The 16,312-nt window shown below is 49.6% G+C and carries 19 protein-coding genes; 13 read left to right on the forward strand and 6 right to left on the reverse strand.

Annotated features, from left to right (window positions below):
- The first annotated feature begins 67 nt into the window (after positions 1 to 67).
- Both JW799_RS17520 and JW799_RS17525 read left to right on the forward strand, forming a co-directional pair.
- On the forward strand, positions 68 to 223 hold the full coding sequence (locus tag JW799_RS17520) for a hypothetical protein (RefSeq protein ID WP_158289243.1): 156 nt from the start codon (positions 68 to 70) through the stop codon (positions 221 to 223).
- On the forward strand, positions 220 to 846 hold the full coding sequence (locus tag JW799_RS17525) for a hypothetical protein (protein ID WP_205430893.1): 627 nt from the start codon (positions 220 to 222) through the stop codon (positions 844 to 846). Before JW799_RS17520 ends, JW799_RS17525 begins: the two co-directional genes overlap by 4 nt.
- 319 nt (positions 847 to 1,165) lie before the next feature.
- Here the strand turns inward: JW799_RS17525 and JW799_RS17530 are convergent, their stop codons facing one another.
- Genes JW799_RS17530 through JW799_RS17545 form a run of 5 tightly spaced genes read right to left on the reverse strand, consistent with a single transcriptional unit; the run spans position 1,166 to position 5,503 of the window.
- The gene (locus JW799_RS17530) at positions 1,166 to 1,966 is read right to left on the reverse strand and encodes an ExeA family protein (RefSeq protein ID WP_080832321.1); all 801 of its coding nucleotides are present in this window, start codon (positions 1,964 to 1,966) and stop codon (positions 1,166 to 1,168) included.
- The gene (locus JW799_RS17535; RefSeq protein ID WP_080832320.1) at positions 1,959 to 3,311 is read right to left on the reverse strand and encodes a DDE-type integrase/transposase/recombinase; all 1,353 of its coding nucleotides are present in this window, start codon (positions 3,309 to 3,311) and stop codon (positions 1,959 to 1,961) included. Before JW799_RS17535 ends, JW799_RS17530 begins: the two co-directional genes overlap by 8 nt.
- 37 nt (positions 3,312 to 3,348) lie before the next feature.
- Positions 3,349 to 3,960: a DUF6431 domain-containing protein gene (locus JW799_RS28800; protein ID WP_338026234.1), complete on the reverse strand. Its 612-nt coding sequence runs from the start codon at positions 3,958 to 3,960 to the stop codon at positions 3,349 to 3,351.
- A 45-nt stretch (positions 3,961 to 4,005) separates the two neighbouring features.
- On the reverse strand, positions 4,006 to 5,106 hold the full coding sequence (locus JW799_RS17540; RefSeq protein ID WP_205430895.1) for a tyrosine-type recombinase/integrase: 1,101 nt from the start codon (positions 5,104 to 5,106) through the stop codon (positions 4,006 to 4,008).
- A 4-nt stretch (positions 5,107 to 5,110) separates the two neighbouring features.
- Positions 5,111 to 5,503, reverse strand: a complete 393-nt coding sequence (locus tag JW799_RS17545; RefSeq protein WP_205430897.1) for a DUF2538 family protein — start codon at positions 5,501 to 5,503, stop codon at positions 5,111 to 5,113.
- A gap of 207 nt (positions 5,504 to 5,710) precedes the next feature.
- Between JW799_RS17545 and JW799_RS30195 the strand changes: the two genes are divergently transcribed.
- The 4 genes from JW799_RS30195 to JW799_RS30200 all read left to right on the forward strand — a co-directional run bounded on the left by JW799_RS30195 (position 5,711) and on the right by JW799_RS30200 (position 8,902).
- Positions 5,711 to 6,313 carry a DUF6431 domain-containing protein gene (locus tag JW799_RS30195; RefSeq protein ID WP_420830679.1) on the forward strand — a complete coding sequence of 201 codons (603 nt, stop codon included), beginning with the start codon at positions 5,711 to 5,713 and terminating at the stop codon, positions 6,311 to 6,313.
- Positions 6,314 to 6,485: 172 nt separating this feature from the next.
- Entirely contained in the window at positions 6,486 to 7,868 is a 1,383-nt protein-coding gene (locus JW799_RS17550) for a DDE-type integrase/transposase/recombinase (RefSeq protein WP_205430340.1), read from the forward strand.
- Positions 7,865 to 8,668, forward strand: coding sequence for an ExeA family protein (locus JW799_RS17555; protein ID WP_080832318.1), 804 nt, complete (start codon positions 7,865 to 7,867; stop codon positions 8,666 to 8,668). The genes JW799_RS17550 and JW799_RS17555 overlap by 4 nt, the downstream gene beginning before the upstream one ends.
- 12 nt (positions 8,669 to 8,680) lie before the next feature.
- A complete protein-coding gene (locus tag JW799_RS30200) occupies positions 8,681 to 8,902 on the forward strand; it encodes a DUF5348 domain-containing protein (RefSeq protein WP_176220599.1) in 222 nt (73 codons plus the stop codon).
- A gap of 312 nt (positions 8,903 to 9,214) precedes the next feature.
- Here JW799_RS30200 and JW799_RS17565 read toward each other — a convergent pair whose 3' ends face one another.
- Positions 9,215 to 9,397, reverse strand: a complete 183-nt coding sequence (locus JW799_RS17565) for a helix-turn-helix domain-containing protein (RefSeq protein WP_240353324.1) — start codon at positions 9,395 to 9,397, stop codon at positions 9,215 to 9,217.
- 17 nt (positions 9,398 to 9,414) lie between these two features.
- On the opposite strand from JW799_RS17565, the gene JW799_RS17570 reads away from it, so the two are divergent.
- From JW799_RS17570 to JW799_RS17600, 7 genes are all read left to right on the forward strand, one after another.
- Positions 9,415 to 10,455 (forward strand): S-layer homology domain-containing protein, encoded by a 1,041-nt coding sequence (locus JW799_RS17570; RefSeq protein ID WP_205430904.1) that lies wholly within the window; start codon positions 9,415 to 9,417, stop codon positions 10,453 to 10,455.
- Positions 10,456 to 10,523: 68 nt separating this feature from the next.
- Positions 10,524 to 11,747, forward strand: a complete 1,224-nt coding sequence (istA, locus tag JW799_RS17575; protein ID WP_080832869.1) for an IS21 family transposase — start codon at positions 10,524 to 10,526, stop codon at positions 11,745 to 11,747.
- Positions 11,744 to 12,547 carry an IS21-like element helper ATPase IstB gene (gene istB / locus JW799_RS17580; protein ID WP_080832870.1) on the forward strand — a complete coding sequence of 268 codons (804 nt, stop codon included), beginning with the start codon at positions 11,744 to 11,746 and terminating at the stop codon, positions 12,545 to 12,547. Before istA ends, istB begins: the two co-directional genes overlap by 4 nt.
- A 259-nt stretch (positions 12,548 to 12,806) precedes the next feature.
- Complete coding sequence (locus tag JW799_RS17585) at positions 12,807 to 13,292, forward strand: hypothetical protein (RefSeq protein WP_205430905.1); 486 nt, start codon at positions 12,807 to 12,809, stop codon at positions 13,290 to 13,292.
- Between the two features lie 58 nt (positions 13,293 to 13,350).
- Positions 13,351 to 14,664, forward strand: a complete 1,314-nt coding sequence (locus tag JW799_RS17590; RefSeq protein WP_205430907.1) for a hypothetical protein — start codon at positions 13,351 to 13,353, stop codon at positions 14,662 to 14,664.
- A gap of 3 nt (positions 14,665 to 14,667) precedes the next feature.
- The gene (locus JW799_RS17595) at positions 14,668 to 15,198 is read left to right on the forward strand and encodes a hypothetical protein (RefSeq protein WP_205429570.1); all 531 of its coding nucleotides are present in this window, start codon (positions 14,668 to 14,670) and stop codon (positions 15,196 to 15,198) included.
- 38 nt (positions 15,199 to 15,236) lie between these two features.
- Positions 15,237 to 16,040 carry an ankyrin repeat domain-containing protein gene (locus tag JW799_RS17600; protein WP_205430909.1) on the forward strand — a complete coding sequence of 268 codons (804 nt, stop codon included), beginning with the start codon at positions 15,237 to 15,239 and terminating at the stop codon, positions 16,038 to 16,040.
- Positions 16,041 to 16,312 lie beyond the last annotated feature (272 nt).

Genomic DNA, 16,312 nt, shown 5'->3' on the forward strand with positions numbered 1-16,312 from the left:
TAGGAGGATTATTTCGTTTGTGTTATACTGGATACATAAGAAATGATCAGCTTGTGAGGTGGATTGCATGACAACAGCCGAAATGAAAAAATACATCGATGGTATGGATGAATACATTAAAAAAATTAGTGTGGAGCCACGTGGGAAGTCCCTAGAGTTCTTGCAGAAGGCAGGTATTGTGGATAAGGACGGTAAGCTTACGCCGCAATATCAAGAAAAATGATGTATTCGAATTTACCGAATTTTGTACTTGGCTTTCATGGCTGCGATAAAGCTGTCGCTGAAAGAATACTGCTTCATGAGGATAAAATGCGTTCCAGCGACAACGATTATGACTGGCTTGGTCCTGGAATTTACTTCTGGGAAAACAACCCTCAGCGTGCTATTGACTATGCTCAAATGCTAAGGGATTATCCTAATCGATCTAGGAAGCCAATCATAGAGCCTGCCTCTCTCGGTGCCATTATTGATTTGGGTCATTGCTTGAATTTGTTGGAGCAAAGCTCATTGGATGTTTTAAGAAGAGGCTACGAAATACTCAAAATTAAACTGAATAATTTGAATACGCCTATGCCTCAAAATAAGTACGGCTTCGGTAATGAGAGTAAAGACCTGCTAAGACGCTATCTGGATTGTGCTGTGATCCAAGCTGTACATGAGTACAACAAGGAGACTGGACAAAAGCCGTACGATTCGGTAAGAGGTGTATTCTTTGAAGGCAGAGATCTCTACCCAGGTGCGGGCTTTAAGGAGAAGAATCATATTCAAATTTGCGTCATAAACCCCAATTGTATAAAGGGATATTTTAAGCCGACGGAGCCTATAGAAGGATTCGATATTCCATAACGTAAGAAAAGCCACTTCTACTGAAATGGCTTTTTTGCTTATTCCTTATTTATGCGATAATTGTTCATGATCTTGTTTTATTAATTTCGTCCCTGAATTTTGCTAATCCTTCCCTTTGCATTCCTGGTATGACATGTGAGTACATATCTAACGTGACTCGAATCGAGCTGTGTCCGAGCTTAGTGGAAAGCGCTTTGATATTAGCTCCAGATTTGACCGAAATTGTTACTGCCAACGCATAATGCCCGCCAGTTGACGGTGTAAGTTGTCCTGCTGGTGATGGTCAATCTGTCCCCTGATGTTTAAGGAAAAGGGAGAATCACGATAATTCTCCCTGGATGACACGCTTGACCATATGATCGTCAATGATCCGATGTTTGTTCTGTGAGCCGTAGATGAGTGCATGTGTACATACTTTGTTGATCAGCCTTGCGGCGCCGCTCGAGAATCGGTAGATGTCGTCGATCGCGCTGTCGGTAAAGATGTCATGCTCCGCGCCAGCGAACGTCATGTGACGCCTAATGTAATCGCCGGTCTGGGCACGATCATAGTGCGGCAGCTTGCACTGCAGGTCGATCCGCTGGCGGATCGCCGCATACGCTTGCATATTCAGGCGATCCCACAGCTCGCTTTGACCGACCAGGATGAGCGCCATAGGGCTCTGTGCATCCATCTTGAAATTGAGCAGGAAACGCACTTCCTCCAGCATTTCGCGATCCAGCAGATGGGCCTCGTCGACGACGACAACCGGCTGCAATCGATGAATACCGCGCATAAGCTCAATCTCGCGGTGCAGCTGGCGCTTGGCATCGCCGCGGTAGAACTTCGATTCGCAGCCGAGTTGTTCGAGCAACCCCTTGTAAAAATGCCGCGGCGTCAGCTTAGAGTCCGATAGGTAGAGCACCTTGTACTTTGCCGGATCCAGCACTTCGGTGAACCGCCGAATCGTCGTCGTCTTCCCCGTGCCGCAATCGCCGGTAACAACCGCAAACCACTGCCGCTGGGCAGCGTACTCCAGACGCCCGAGCGTTTCCTCGAGCGTGACCGATTCGTACAACTCGCTGGTCGAGATGTCCCGGGAGAATGGTGAGCGGGTAAGGCCGTAGAAGGACTCAAACATGACCGTCCTCCTTGGTCATCCGGCGATAAGCCACGGCCGGCGCCTGCTCCGCTTTGCGACTCCTGCTGCGATCCTCCGCTGCCGCGAGCAGCCTTGACGCATCTGCCGGCAGCGGACCGATATGCTCCGGAAGCTGCGGCCGCTTGCCTGCGCGTTCGCCGATGATGAGTTCCCGCACGCGCCAAGGTATATGGCCTTCGTACTCGATCGTAAGCTCGGTGATGTCCGCAGGGTCGAACACCACATCCACCGTGCAGCCGATGAACGGCAGGCCGACCTCGTACTTCCGGTCCATGAAGCTGATGCAGCCGGATTTGTCGACCTTGCGTGTCTCGCAGTGCAGGAATGCATTCGCGAGCTCGTCCGGATCCACGAACCGAAGCGCTTGCTTGTCGCTACGGTACGCCGTTTCCGGACTACGCTTGTTCTCCAGCGCCGAATGCGGCTTGTTCTGATAGCACTCCGACAGCCATACGGCAAACAGTTCGTTGAGCCGCTCGAGCGTTTTCGGTTTCTCAAGCGCGGACTCGCTCAGGAACGCATCCACCACGCGATTAAACCGTTCGACCTTGCCGGTCGCCTCCGGCGAGTAGGGCCTCGCGAATAGCAGCCGGATCCCGAGCTTGGAGCATGCCCTCGTCATCCATTTGGTCCGGTACTGCTTGCCGTTGTCGAAATAGACCGCCTCGGGAGCGCCGAACTTCTGAATGGCTTGGCGGAAGCAGTGCTCCACGATGGTCTTGTCCATGACCGGGTAGAATTCGCCATGAAGCACAAACCGCGTCGCGTCGTCGATAAACGTCACCAGAAATACCTGCTTCATGGTACCTCCGGGGCCGATGGGCAAGTACGGGCCATACTTGATATCCGAGTGCCACAAGCGATTACGATGGCGCTTTTGGAACCGCCGTGCGGCGACGCCCGATTCGGCGTACATGCGCATATGGCGCGTGCTGTAACCGCGCTCTGCTAATCTTTCCTGCAGCGTGCTGCGCTTGATCTGCCCGGGTTTTATACGGCCTTCCCATTCCAGGATCTGAATGAGCTGGGCAACGCTTCGGCCGGGCACCTCCCGGCGCAGCAAAATGGCCTGCTCCACAATTTCTGGTGGAATGATCTCCTCTGACGGCTGGCGTCCCTTGCCTCGTGGCTTCAGGCCGCCGAAGCCGTCTTGGCGATACTTGGCCAGATACCGGCGCAGCGTCCGCTCGGAGAGTCCAGTTTGCTCACATATCTGTCGCTTGATCTGGCTGGCTTTGGCGGTGTCCAGCCCTTCCGCCAGCAGCGGCGACAGGAGCTGCATGCGTTCCGACGCGACGGCCTCTGCTTTCTTCTGATCTTTCATCTGTTCTGCACCTCGCTTGGTAGACTTCCAGATGAGTCTACCGCAGCATCTTGCCGGACAAGAATGCAGAACGGGTATGTAACCACAAATTTGAATTTGCGACCGGGCGGACAATTCGCGCCAGCCAGCCGGGGGCGTCCCCGACGTAGTGTCCGAAAGGGTGATGTGCAGTCTGCGTAGAGACGGACGGCTTCTTCGCAGGGTCCTGATGAAAGCGAATGGCGATAGATCTTAGAGCTCCGAGCAGGTATGTGGTCTGTTCGCGAAACCAGTTCTTCCAGCGAAGCAAAGTCGCGTCATCTGCCGCTACCGTAGATGGAGCCGCATGTTCCGATACGACTTGTTCCACGCATGCCGATTCGTACCGTTTGTACGGCACCACACAATCCGGGAGCTCATGGTGGATCTTCCGGCATTGTGTACAACGCAGCCGGCGAATGACGAGCAAGCGGCGATCTCCGTCCTCGCTGGTGAGCTTCCGCTTCCGACTGCCAATGACACTAAGCGCTTCTCCACAGCAGGGAGAGGGAACCAATTCTGCACATCGAACAAAAAACGCCGGGTGACTTCTCATCCAGCTCATACTTTGATACAATGACCATGTTGTTTGGGGGATGCATCCCGTGAGCCTGTTCCCGCAGGCCCACATACATGGGAGGCATCCTTTTCCTTTTCTGTGATACGGTCATTATATTCAGCAACTCTCGGACAGGCAATCCCGCCAGCAATTGGACGTTATCTTTCGGCGGCAACACGAAATGCTGGCATGACTATGGCGTAGCTCGTGGAACTTAACTCTGGTTACTCCAGCCTTATGAATAATCCGATACAAGCTTCGTCTTAAATTACTTGGATTCCAAGGTGTTCCAATACTTGTAGGACATACTAGGTTGTTGTCCTGATAAAGCTCACCTGCAATGTCCTTGTATTTCTCAACCAATCGTTTTTGTGCAAGCAATACTTCTACAATTTCGTCGTCAATTTCTATTGAACGTGTACCGGCAGATGTCTTCGTTCCATCGGTAATTGCCTGATGATCATCCTCGTGATCTAGGGTTCGAACTACCTGTATGATGTTATTATCGAAATCTACATCATCCCATCTCAATCCCAGAACTTCCGCTTCTCGCATTGCACAAATTAAGCCGAGATAAATCGGACAGTATGCCGGATCACCTTTAGCCGCTGTCAAAAGCAAATTCACTTCTTCTGCCTTTAAAATCTTATGATTAGTCTTGAGAAGCTTTGGTGACTCGATTTGTGCTGCGATATCTTTGGGGATCTTTTCATCCTTATAGGCTTGGATCAGAGCCATTTTGAGAACCTTATGCGTATCGTGGATGGATCTGCTTGATAGCTTTTTGTCGGTAACAACCTTCTTTTTCCCGTTAAATATTTCCTTATTCTTTTGCTTGAGTTCTTTGTAAAAGTCGTGGATGTGATCTTTCGTTAGCTCACTAAGCCGAACATGACCAATACTTTCAATTATGTGCTTTGCTCGATTAGTATATGAATTCAGCGTAACCTTCTTTAAGCTGAGTTCCTTGTCACTTAACCATTTCTCTAACCATTCCTTTAGGGTCATCTTTGTTGGCTCTATATATTTTCCTTTCAAAAGCTTATCTTTAGAATCAATTAGATCCTTGTACGCATCAGCAGGATTGGAGTAGCTCTGAGATTTTTTTTGTGACCGTTTTCTAGTCCTGGGGTCAGTTGTAGAGATCATAAAATAGTAAGATTTCGTCTTCGTATCGTTTCGTTCATAAACTCCAGGATATTTTTTCGTTCGTGCCATGATATTACGCTCCTAATTTATTTGAATAGTTGTGGTTAAAAAGGTCTTCTCCACGCCGGATTTTACATGCTTGGATGAATACCTCGAATATCTCGCATCCCCAATTTCCTAGCGCCAGATACAAGGAGAAATCGTCGTAATTGTTGTACAGGTTTAAGCCTGCTTGAACCAGTTGCCGATAGCCATTTGAAAGTCCTGCTTTATTGCATTGATCGTCAAAGAACCAGTCGAAGGGTCCGTTGTCATCCGAGACGGGATTCCCACTGCAAAAATCAAAGATGACAGGATGAGCAACAATATAGAAGCCAGTTCGATACTCTTTATCCTTGATTGCGATAGGGTACTTTTCAAGAAAGTAATTAAAGTTTCGTTCATGTTCATCGTTAACATAGAACATTTTAATTCCTCCATATTGTTCGCCGCCTGACTTTATGGCGGGAAAAAGGCATGAATTCGCCATTCGGTGTGGCGGAGCCAAACCGAATAAACAGCCGACAATAGCCTAATCCCTTCTGTACAATGACGGTGGATTAGGCTATTGTCGATTAAAAAGGAAAATGCTCCCGAACCTTTGGCGAGGATCCCCGGGAGCATTCACTTCATCATGTCAAAAATACTTTATTTCGGCCTTTCTTGCAAGGCTTATTTACGCACATTCGGAAATCAATCTCCTGACGTCCAGCTCTGCTGTGAAAACTGCGGTCGGCTTCTCCATAAACACGGTCGTTATTGGCGAGGAATTGTGACGAAGCATGAGGTCATCCAGATCCCGATCTACCGTCGATATTGTCCTACCTGTAGAATAACAATCTCCCTCCTGCCGGAGTTCCTGATTCCATGGGCCCGGTATGCGACTTGGGTGCGAGAAGCGGCATTAAAGCGCAAGCACAAGGGATTCTCTTGGCGGCAGACGACAGAAAGCACAACAACTCCTGCCGTGCGTTATAGCCGCCGTACGTTGAAACGCTGGTGGGCAAGACATCTGCGCCGCGCAGCGGATGCAGCACTATGGGTTGCTGGGAAACTCGTAGCCCAGGGGGACGACACGGATATGCTCCACCTTTACCCCACCATGATGAACCCAACGCCAATGGATACATTGGATTGGCTGGACAAACTGTTACCCCGATTCATCCCCGCTGGCGCATCCAGACGGGGCTATTGGACGTTTCTAAATGCGAGGTTACCTGTAGCATCACGCTTATAAATCCCTTCAGCATCCACCGCCAAGGAGCAAGGCAAACGAAAATCGCCTCCAAAATTGCTTTAAAAATCGCCTGGACGGCAAGTTGCCCTCCTGATCCCACAAAATATGCGCCCTCCCTGGCTTCTAGCGTCTATGCGATACTCTCATAGACCACAGGGAGAGGAGATTTAGCATGGATGAGCAAGCAAGGCAGCAAGAAGCCAACTTCCGTTATGGCTTAATTGCATCACTGGTTAGCCGCAAATTGGATCCCGGAGAACAGATGGCGTTGATGCGCGAAATTGTAAGCCATGAGTATGAAACGTCGTCGGGACAGCGAAGGAGAATTAGTCTACGAACGCTTGAGCGATATTTAAAAGCGTATCGCGAAGGCGGATGGGAGGCGCTGTTGCCCTCCGTCCGAGCAGACAAACTCACGACCAGGGAAATCCCCGAGGATGTGCTTGCCAAAGCGATTGCCTTAAAGCAGGAGCAACCCGGCCGAAGCGTCAGGCAGATTATTGCGATTCTGGAACTGGCGGCATTCGTGGCCCCCGGCACCCTGAAAGAAAGCACGCTTAGCAAGCAGCTTCGCCGCCGCGGCGCCACGCGCAAAGCGTTACTGAATACGGGGTGGAGCCACTTTCGCCGGTTTGAAGCCACGCACCGAAATAGCATGTGGCAAGGCGATGTGCAGCATACCCTTTACCTTCCGCATCCGGACAAGCCCGGCAAGAAGGTCATGGCCTATCTGGTTATTTTCATTGACGATTACTCTCGCTTCGTTGTGCATGGCCAGTTCTATTTCGAGGAACGTGTGGCCCGGCTGGAGGATTGCCTGAAGAAGGCGATTTTAAAGAACGGAGTGCCGGAAATGATCTATGTCGATAACGGCGCCATCTATTCTTCACACCATTTTGAGCGGATTTGCGGGCGACTGGGGGCAGAGCTTAAGCATACTCGCCCCGGACGTCCTATGGGACGCGGGAAGCAAGAAAAGTTCTTCCGATTTGTCGACCAGAGCTTTGTGCCGGAGGCATACGACCTGATTGAACAAGGGAAGATCCAGACGCTTAACGATTTGAATCGATTCTTCTCGGCGTGGCTTGAGATTGCTTACCACCAGAAAGTCCACAACAGCTTTAAGCAGCGCCCAGTCGACCGATACCAAAAAGACGACCACCCGATTCGCATGTTGCCGCCGCATGAACTCATAGAAGTATTCTTGCTGGAGGAATCCCGCAAAGTGGACAAAACGGGATGCATCTCGCTGCTGGGCACGATATTCGAGGTCCAGACAGAGCTTGCCGGCTCGAAGATTCAGGTGCGATTCGATCCGCACGACCTGTCCGTCATCCAGGTGTGGAAGGACGGCCAGCGCTATGAAGACGCGAAGCCAATGAAGCTCCGCGATCCGAAAAACCGGCCGAAGCAGGATGAACCGAAGGCCGTCATGCAACCGCCGAAGACGGGCCTCAACTATGTGGAATTATTGGTGGAAGAACAGAAACGGCAGACCCGCGAAGCGCAAGGCGCTGCGCTTTCGCGAGCGATGAAAGAGGTGAAACGCTCATGATTCGTGGTTTCTTCGGGTGGGAGCGCGTTCCGTTCACCCGGGAGATTGAAACACGGCATCTGCACCGCTCCAAGCGATTCGAAGAATGTGTAGCACGGATGCAGTATATGGTGATGACTCGCTCGATTGGCTGCGTCACCGGTGAAATTGGCTGCGGCAAGTCGACAGCCGTTCGCTACTTGAAAGACCAACTGGATCCGAACAAGTACCGGTTTATCTATCTGTCGGATGCGAATCTGAAACCAAGGGACTTTTACCGTGAACTCCTCCACCACTTCGGCTTGCCGCCCAAGTTTCTGCGCAGCGAAGCCAAACGGCAATTCCAGCACCTCGTATGGGATTTGTACGAGAACCAGCAGAAGGTCGCCGTTATTGTCGTGGATGAAGCGCACCTGCTTTCAGGAGACATGCTGCAAGAAATACGCTTTTTGACGAATTTTCGTATGGACTCGATTTCGCCGCTTGCCCTGCTGCTCATTGGACAGCCGGAACTACAGGCCACGTTGCAACTGAGAATCTTCAAGCCGATTACACAGCGGATGAACGTGCGTTTTCATTTGGAAGGCTTGTCGCTCGAGGAGTGCCGCGATTACATCTCCCACCAATTGGAGGTTGCCGGAAGTACAGGGCCGGTGTTTACGACAGAAGCGATGGACGCCATATACGCGCATGCTCGGGGGATATGCCGAGAGATAAATAACGTCTGCACCGCTGCGCTTCTGGATGCAGTGCTGCGAAAAGACAAAATGATTGATACCGTCCATGTGACGAGGATCCTAGCTGAATTTAAGGAACAGTGAGGGATGACAAATATGAATGAGATACGATTTCATGGAGATACCGAGCGTTGGAACGTGTACGATGGAGAAGAGTTGCTTTGCTCGCTACGTTGTGGTGATGCCGTGATGATTCAAGTAGGAAAGCACTTCTTGCCATCCAACCTTGAGCTCGATACGGACTGGTACGTGAAGTTTGGAAATTCGAAGTTCTGGCTCCACCGACATGCCAAGTACCGCGTCCGACCGCTGTTCTAACTGCTCTTCGGAGCAGTTTTTTTACGCCGACAAACAAAGGCGAAATATAATTGTCTCCGAAACGGCGGTGAGGAAAGCAAAAAGCCACCGTCATTGGCGGTTCCGAATCTACCGTCAATTAAAGTGGCTGATGACACCATATCGTCTTAGTTTTATTACCTAACCTGCTAGAAGTTAGGGAGCACTCTAAACGTTTCAAACGAGTAGAGCTTGTACCGCTGTGAAACAGCGGACAATTGAAGCGGTTTTGCATATGATATCTGGGAACGGAGACTTGTCAACAAGATTTCCCTTCCCAATATGGAACATTTATTATGAAGCCTCATTGCCTTCGAACCAGTTAAGAAAAACCTTCTTACTGATACGAATACTTCTTCCAATTTTGACACTACGAAATTCTCCAGCTTTGATTAGCTCGTACGCTTGCACTCTCCCGATATCTAGTTTAATGAAATCTTGTTTTCGTCCAAGGCCACCTATTTCAATGACAATCAACAGGAGGAGAAGAGCCTATGTCAGTGAAGAAAATAACTTCTTTATTCATCACAGCAATATTATTGTTCAGTATGTTCGGAACGGCATCGGCGGCACTGCCTGGGTACGGTGAAGAATTGCAGAATGCACCATCCGGTACATCGACCGTTACCTTTACAGACGTACCGACTACGCATTGGGCGAGCAAATACATATCGGAAATGGCATCCCGGAAAGTCCTCGAAGGTTACCCGGATGGCAAGTTCAGACCGGAAAATCAAGTATCCCGAGCCGAATTCGCTACGATCATTGTCAAAGCGTCGGGTCTTCAAGCGAAGAAAGTAAACTATTCATCGTTCAGCGATGTTAAACCGACAGATTGGTACTCGCCTTTCATCGAGGCTGTTAAAGATTATATGACGGGTTATCGTACCGCCGACGGGAGCTACATTTTCAACCCGACAGCCCCGGCATTACGTGAAGATATCACGGTCGCACTTGTAAAACTCAAGGGATACGACGTTTCCCGCCTTGCGAACCGGAGTATTATTGAGGCCATGTTCAAGGACTATGCAGGTATTTCCGAAGCCGCCAAGGATTACGTTGCAGTCGCTGTTGAAAATGGGCTCGTATCCGGTTATCAGGATGAAACATTCCGTCCGCAGGCTTCGATAACCCGTGCTGAGGCCGCTACATTGCTCTGGAGAGCTTATCAATACGGTAATGATAACAAAAGTGTTGGCGGCGGAAATCAAACGACCACAACAACGCCTACGCCGCCGGTAACGCAACCGACTTCACCGACAACGCAACAACCACCCCTGCCAGTGAAGTTTAGCGTGGATACCTTGGTGGGCGGACTCGGGAAAGGCCAAATCGATGGGCCAGTCAGACAAGCAAAAATTTCCGAAGTTCAAAGTATGGTTATCGATAAGGATAACAACATTTTCTTTCTTGATGGGGACGACAGGAACTTTTTGAAAATACGCAAATTCAACAATGCCAATGGTACAGTGGAAACAAAGACCATTGACCGGTGTCACCGCCGGGATATAATTGACCCACCAGCGCCGGAATGAAAATGACCCACCCCTGTAGAATATATCTCCTCTGTAGTATCGGCCAAGATATTTCAAGAGGAGGCAATATGCTAAGGAGTGGGACAGTGATTAGATTACATGAACTTCAAGCTAGCGGCAAGAGTATCCGTGAGATCATGCGGGAGACGGGTCATTCGAGAAATACGATTCGTAAATATCTAAGAGCCGATGGTATCCCTGAACCCAATTCCCGCAAGAAAAGAGCATCAAAACTCGATCCATTCAAGTCCCTGTTGGATCAGTACTTGGCCAGAGGCATATTCAATTGTGAGGTGCTTTTACGCCTGTTAAAAGATCAAGGCTACAGCGGCGGGATCACGATCATCAAGGACTATGTGAAACCGAATCGTCCTCCAAAACAGGCGCCGGCAGTACAACGCTACGAAACGAAGCCCGGACAGCAAGCGCAGGTGGACTGGAAGATTTGCGAGTACGTTGATCTAAACGGCGATGTCCGGAAGATCCCTGTCTTCGCTATGGTTTTGGGATATTCCCGCCTGACATACATGGAGTTTTCGAAGCGCTGCGACATTCACAGCTTCCTACGCTGTATGATGAACGCCCTTGAGTATTTTGGAGGCGTTCCGAAAACGATGCTTACCGACCAGATGAAAACCGTCATACTCGGTATGGGCGATGATCGTAAGCCGCGCTGGCATCCGTTGTTCGAGGACTTCGCTGCAACCATAGGTATGGTCCCTAAGGTGTGCCGCGTGCGACGTCCGCAAACCAAGGGCAAGGTTGAACGTAGCGTTCAGTTCATCGAGCAGAACTTCATGCCGGGAAGACAATTCACGGATCTCGGAGATCTGAACCGCCAGCTTCGGCAATGGTGTGACGAACAGAATCGCCGTATTCACGGCACAACCGGCGAAAGACCGATCGACCGTCTGGCCCATGAAGCGTTGGGGCCGTTACCAACTCCGGAGCGCTGGGCGAAGTACCGATTCGAGCCTCGGAAGGTCAGCCGGGACGGATTCGTGAGCTACGACGGCGTACGTTACGGTGTTCCTTGGAGATACAACTGTCGTGAAGTGAAAGTGCGGGAAGTGAACGGCCATGTTGAAATTTATTTCGAGAAGCAGCTCATCGCACGGCATGAGAAGAGGTACCGATCACGAACGCTTGTGATGTGCGAGAACCAGTACACTAACCTGAGCACTACTCAAGGCTATGCCTACCCAAGGCCTCAAGGAATACAAGTGCCCGAGCAGGACGTAGAGGTGCGACCACTTGATGTCTACGATCGCCTCATGGAGGTGGGCGCATGATTGAACTCGAACAAGCTCGCCTCCGTCTGGAGGAACTCGGCTTAGACCAAGCTGCCGAGGCTCTCGACGCAAAGCTGGAGGCCGCTAGCCGAAACCAAAGCACATACCTTTCATTCCTGAATGAACTGCTAGAAGCTGAAATTCTGGAGCGCCAGCGCCGAAACGTCGAAGTACGGATGAAGCTTTCGCATCTGCCGTACCGACGAACGCTAACCGAATTCGATTTCTCGTTTCAACCTGGGCTTGATGAGCGACTGATTCGGGAACTCGCCGCGCTAACGTTCGTCGGGAGGCAAGAGAACGTACTCTTTCTCGGCCCTCCTGGCGTCGGGAAAACCCATTTGGCCGTTGCAATTGCGATGGAGGCGATAGGACAAGGTTTACCGGTGTATTTTGTATCGCTGGCCCAGTTGGTTGGCGATTTACGGAAGGCGTACGAGGAAAACCGACTGGACAAGCGAATGAGGGTTTATCTTCGCCCTCGGATCCTCATTGTCGATGAGGTGGGCTACCTCCCCCTCGATCCGCTGGCTGCGAACCTGTTCTTCCAATTGGTCTGTGCTCGTTACGAAAAAAGCAGCATGATTCTTACCAGTAACAAAAGCTTTGGCGAATGGGGTGAGCTCATGGGGGACACAGTTCTGGCGACGGCCGTGCTCGATCGCCTCCTCCACCATTCCCATGTTGTGAATATCCGTGGGAACAGCTACAGGCTTAAGGAAAAACTAAAAACCGGAATCTATTCGGCACCAAGCGCGCAGGTGGGTCAAAAATATCCCGGCGCTAGTGGGTCAAATTAATTCCGGCGTTGACAACCGGACATTCGATTGGGATTATATCGCCGATGATAAAACAGTAACGCATCTGGATTACAGCAAGTTCAAACCGCAAAAGCTGGCATACAACGGAGCCAGCAATAAAGTTTATGTGGGTGGTACTAACCATATCGACATCATCTATGAACTGTCTCTCGTTGTTCAAGTAGCCACATAAAGCAGTGATAGCAATGGCAAGTTTGACTTTATCGGGTTTGATAATCATCAATCGTTGACGTTCGGCGTGAGCTATTATGGCAATGGCAGCACAAAGATATTTCAGGGAGAGAAGGGTGGACAAGCTTCCTCTTTAGCCAATAGCAAAGAATCGACAGGCGTTGATCTCTTGCCTCGTTCCATAGATGACCTGTATCGAACCATGTCAGATGCGATCATTGCAGAACAGGCAATCTATACATTGAACACCTATAACAAATCCCTCTCAAAGGTTCAGCTTTATCCTCGTAAAGTCGAAACCATTGCGACTTTCAACAATATCGAGTTTGACTGTCTGGTCGCACATGAAGGCAAATTCTATGTAGCCAGCGGAACTACTATTTATGAAATCGGACTGGACGGCAGCCGCTCGATCTACCTAGACGGAAAAGACCTGACCTACAATGACGGCAACCCGATCAATAAAATCAGCCAGTTGAGTTTCGACAGCAATGGCAACGTTATTGTCTACGACGACGACAACAAAGCAATCCGTCGAATCAATCTTGTATGACAGCAGGGAGCCGCGTGCTCCCTTCCCCTTTTCATACGATGCAAGAGGAGGGAACTACTTGGGTAACAGCTATTATTGCAAGAAGTGCCGAGCTGACCACGAAATAATGAGCCAAGTTGGCGTCCGGCATCTTCATCATACCCTTTCCGAAAAAGATGTCGCCAACTTCGTTAATTTAGCTACAACCGTACCGACTTACGAGGTAATCAGTAATGGTATTCCGGGGGTATTTGAAGGGACTGATGCATTCGTTCGAGAAGTTGCCATCGCACAGACGCTTCAGCAGAAATTTCCGAATGTCGATGCTTTCAAGACGGATGAAGGCTTGAAGGAATGGTTGACGGAGCAGTTGCAGGGAAGCAACAACGCCGCCGCCAATGCACTGAGCCGCATTCAGGGTGACGCGGCGGGAGAAGTGGATTTCATCCGCGAAATGCAGGGCAATCTCCGCAATCTCTTCACGAAAATCGATTTCCCGCGTAATGCGGACGGCAGGATTGTCAGCAATAATCCCGGCATTGATGCTATTGAGATTAACCGTTTCACCGGAGATATTGTAAGGGAATATCAAGTCAAGACGCTCCGTTCCGCAGACAGCATCAACGAGACGCTAAAGGATTTTCTGAACAACGATCACTACAAGCCTACAACCGTGCTTGTCGGGCCGCAGGAATTGATAGATCGTGCCCGTGAAATGGGTATCCCGAATCCGACAAAGGCAATGGGTACGCTTCAAGACAATATGGATTCCGCACATGAATTAAGCAACAAGATCCTGCATGGGCAACTTGCAATTGGCATGACACCAGTTTCTGTGGCAGGGGAAATGTTGAACGGAGCGGCCATCGGAGCAGTCGTCTCAGTCACCGTATCGGGTCTCATCACTTATCTGCAATACAAGTCCGGAAAGATCACCTTTGACCAGATGAAAATGAAAATCGCAAAAGACGGTTTGAAAGGAGCAATCACCGGAGGGGCACTGGCTGGCTTATCATTGTTCATTCCGGGCGGCATCATCGGCGTTGGCGTCGGTTTCGTGGTCGGCACAACGCTTCGCCGGTTGCTGAATGAAGCATATGGCGACGGCATGTTTGGCGGCGTTCTGGAGACGACCAAGGCCGTGCATGCTAACGTGAAGCTGTTAAACAGCGGTACGGTTTACATAGCACAACTTACGGAGATAAACGGGCAGACTTTGGCGAGGGCCGTTTCAACGGTGGATGACATGATTGCCGACCGCGTACAGGCCGACAATATCTACACCAAACTGGAGCGGGATACCAAAAACGGTATGCGGATTGATTACGGTAGAAACGCAGACAGTATTTTATCCCGACTGGATATGTTGCGAGATCGAATGCGGGGGGAATAACGTATGACACAAAAAGACGTAAATACACCAAATCTTCCGAGTAAACGGCAAGTAGACGAAGCGATTAGAGAAAATCCCCGGCTTGTCGATCAAAATCAGGTAAAGGCTATTGTACAACAATCCCTTTCTCAGCTTTCATCCATTGAGCACCGACTGGATCAGCTCGAAAATCAGGGAGTGATCGGGCGTGTCATTGGCTCTATAACCGGTTCCACGAATAAGGAAATGATCGCTCTCATGAGAGACTTGACGCAGGCCCAGCAGACGACGATCAAGCTTGTCCTGACGTTGGCCATCTACCACGCCCAAAACGTTACCGTCATGGATGAAATCTTGGGCGAGTTGGACAAGGCTAAAGGCTTACATACCCGGACAGCATCGCACATCGAATTCCTCTATGATCAAGTGCAGATGATTCGAGACACGCACCGACCAAAGAATAAGCAGTTGGCCGGAAGGCTGGCTATGTTGGCGGCAGGATTTCTCGTAGCGGTGTCCGTAATGACATATCTGTTTTGGAATCAATTCCTTTAAGTTGTCCCGTTTGATTAAACAGCCGAGGAGATGAAAACGTGTTTTGCACGAATTGCGGACACAAGTATCATGAAGATGAAAAATTCTGTGCTCAATGCGGAAAACCTGTAAACCGGGGTAATATATCCGGGAATGATCAACCGCAGAGCATGCGTCAACGTCAAGAAGTACCAAGGAAAAGGGTCCGATTCATTATTTCGGTTGCAGTATGCAGTCTGCTGATTACGGTCGGACTGACAGCAGGCATGTTTTACATTGCGGATAAAATTGAGCCATCCAAGCCGCCTTTACGGCCAATTGTAAAGAGCGGCGAGACTTCAACCAAACCATGGGAAAACTTGGTGCCGGCAGAAGTATCGTATAAGGATAAATTCGACAGTGCAGATGAATTGACCCAAGTGGCATTCCAAAACAATAGCAATGATGTCGCTAATTTATTGGCCGACGGAGCCGACCCTACTCAATCCAATGCCATATTAGTGGCTGCCGGAAACAAAAATATGAAAACCATGGAGCTTCTATTGAAACACGGAGCCAATCCCAACTACATGAGAGCAGGAAAAACGGCTTTGAATTACGCTGTAGAAAATGATGATATTGAAATGGCCAAGTTTCTTCTGGATTCGGGTGCCGATCCAAATGTAAGTACTGAATCGGCGATATGGAAAGCAGTGGAAAAAGGTTCAACCAAAATGGTCAAAATATTGCTGGACTATGGTGCCGATCCGAATCGAACTATCGTCAACAATAAATATTTGCTGCAATTCGCCAAGGAATCTGGACTGACAGAGATAGCTGACTTGTTAAAAAATGCTGGAGCAAAAGAGAGCAAACGAGGTTAGATATACGATAAATATGGCTGGGTTTTACATTACGGGCTGAACTTGATGGTTCGGCTTTTTCTGTGTTACGTTACAATTCATCAAGATTAACGATATATAGAATATTGATTAGCCGACAGTAACCATTCATCGATTGACTTTGTGGACTTTTGGCTTGTTTCATTGGGATTCTTTCCCTGGGTAAGGCGGTGCTGAGGTCGAAACATCCATTTTTTCAAGTTTACCACCCAATTCACGTTACAAAAGTCATCATCGAACAATATATTTCCTCA

This window comes from Cohnella algarum (genome assembly GCF_016937515.1).
In the GTDB taxonomy this organism is placed as follows: Bacteria; Bacillota; Bacilli; order Paenibacillales; family Paenibacillaceae; genus Cohnella; species Cohnella algarum.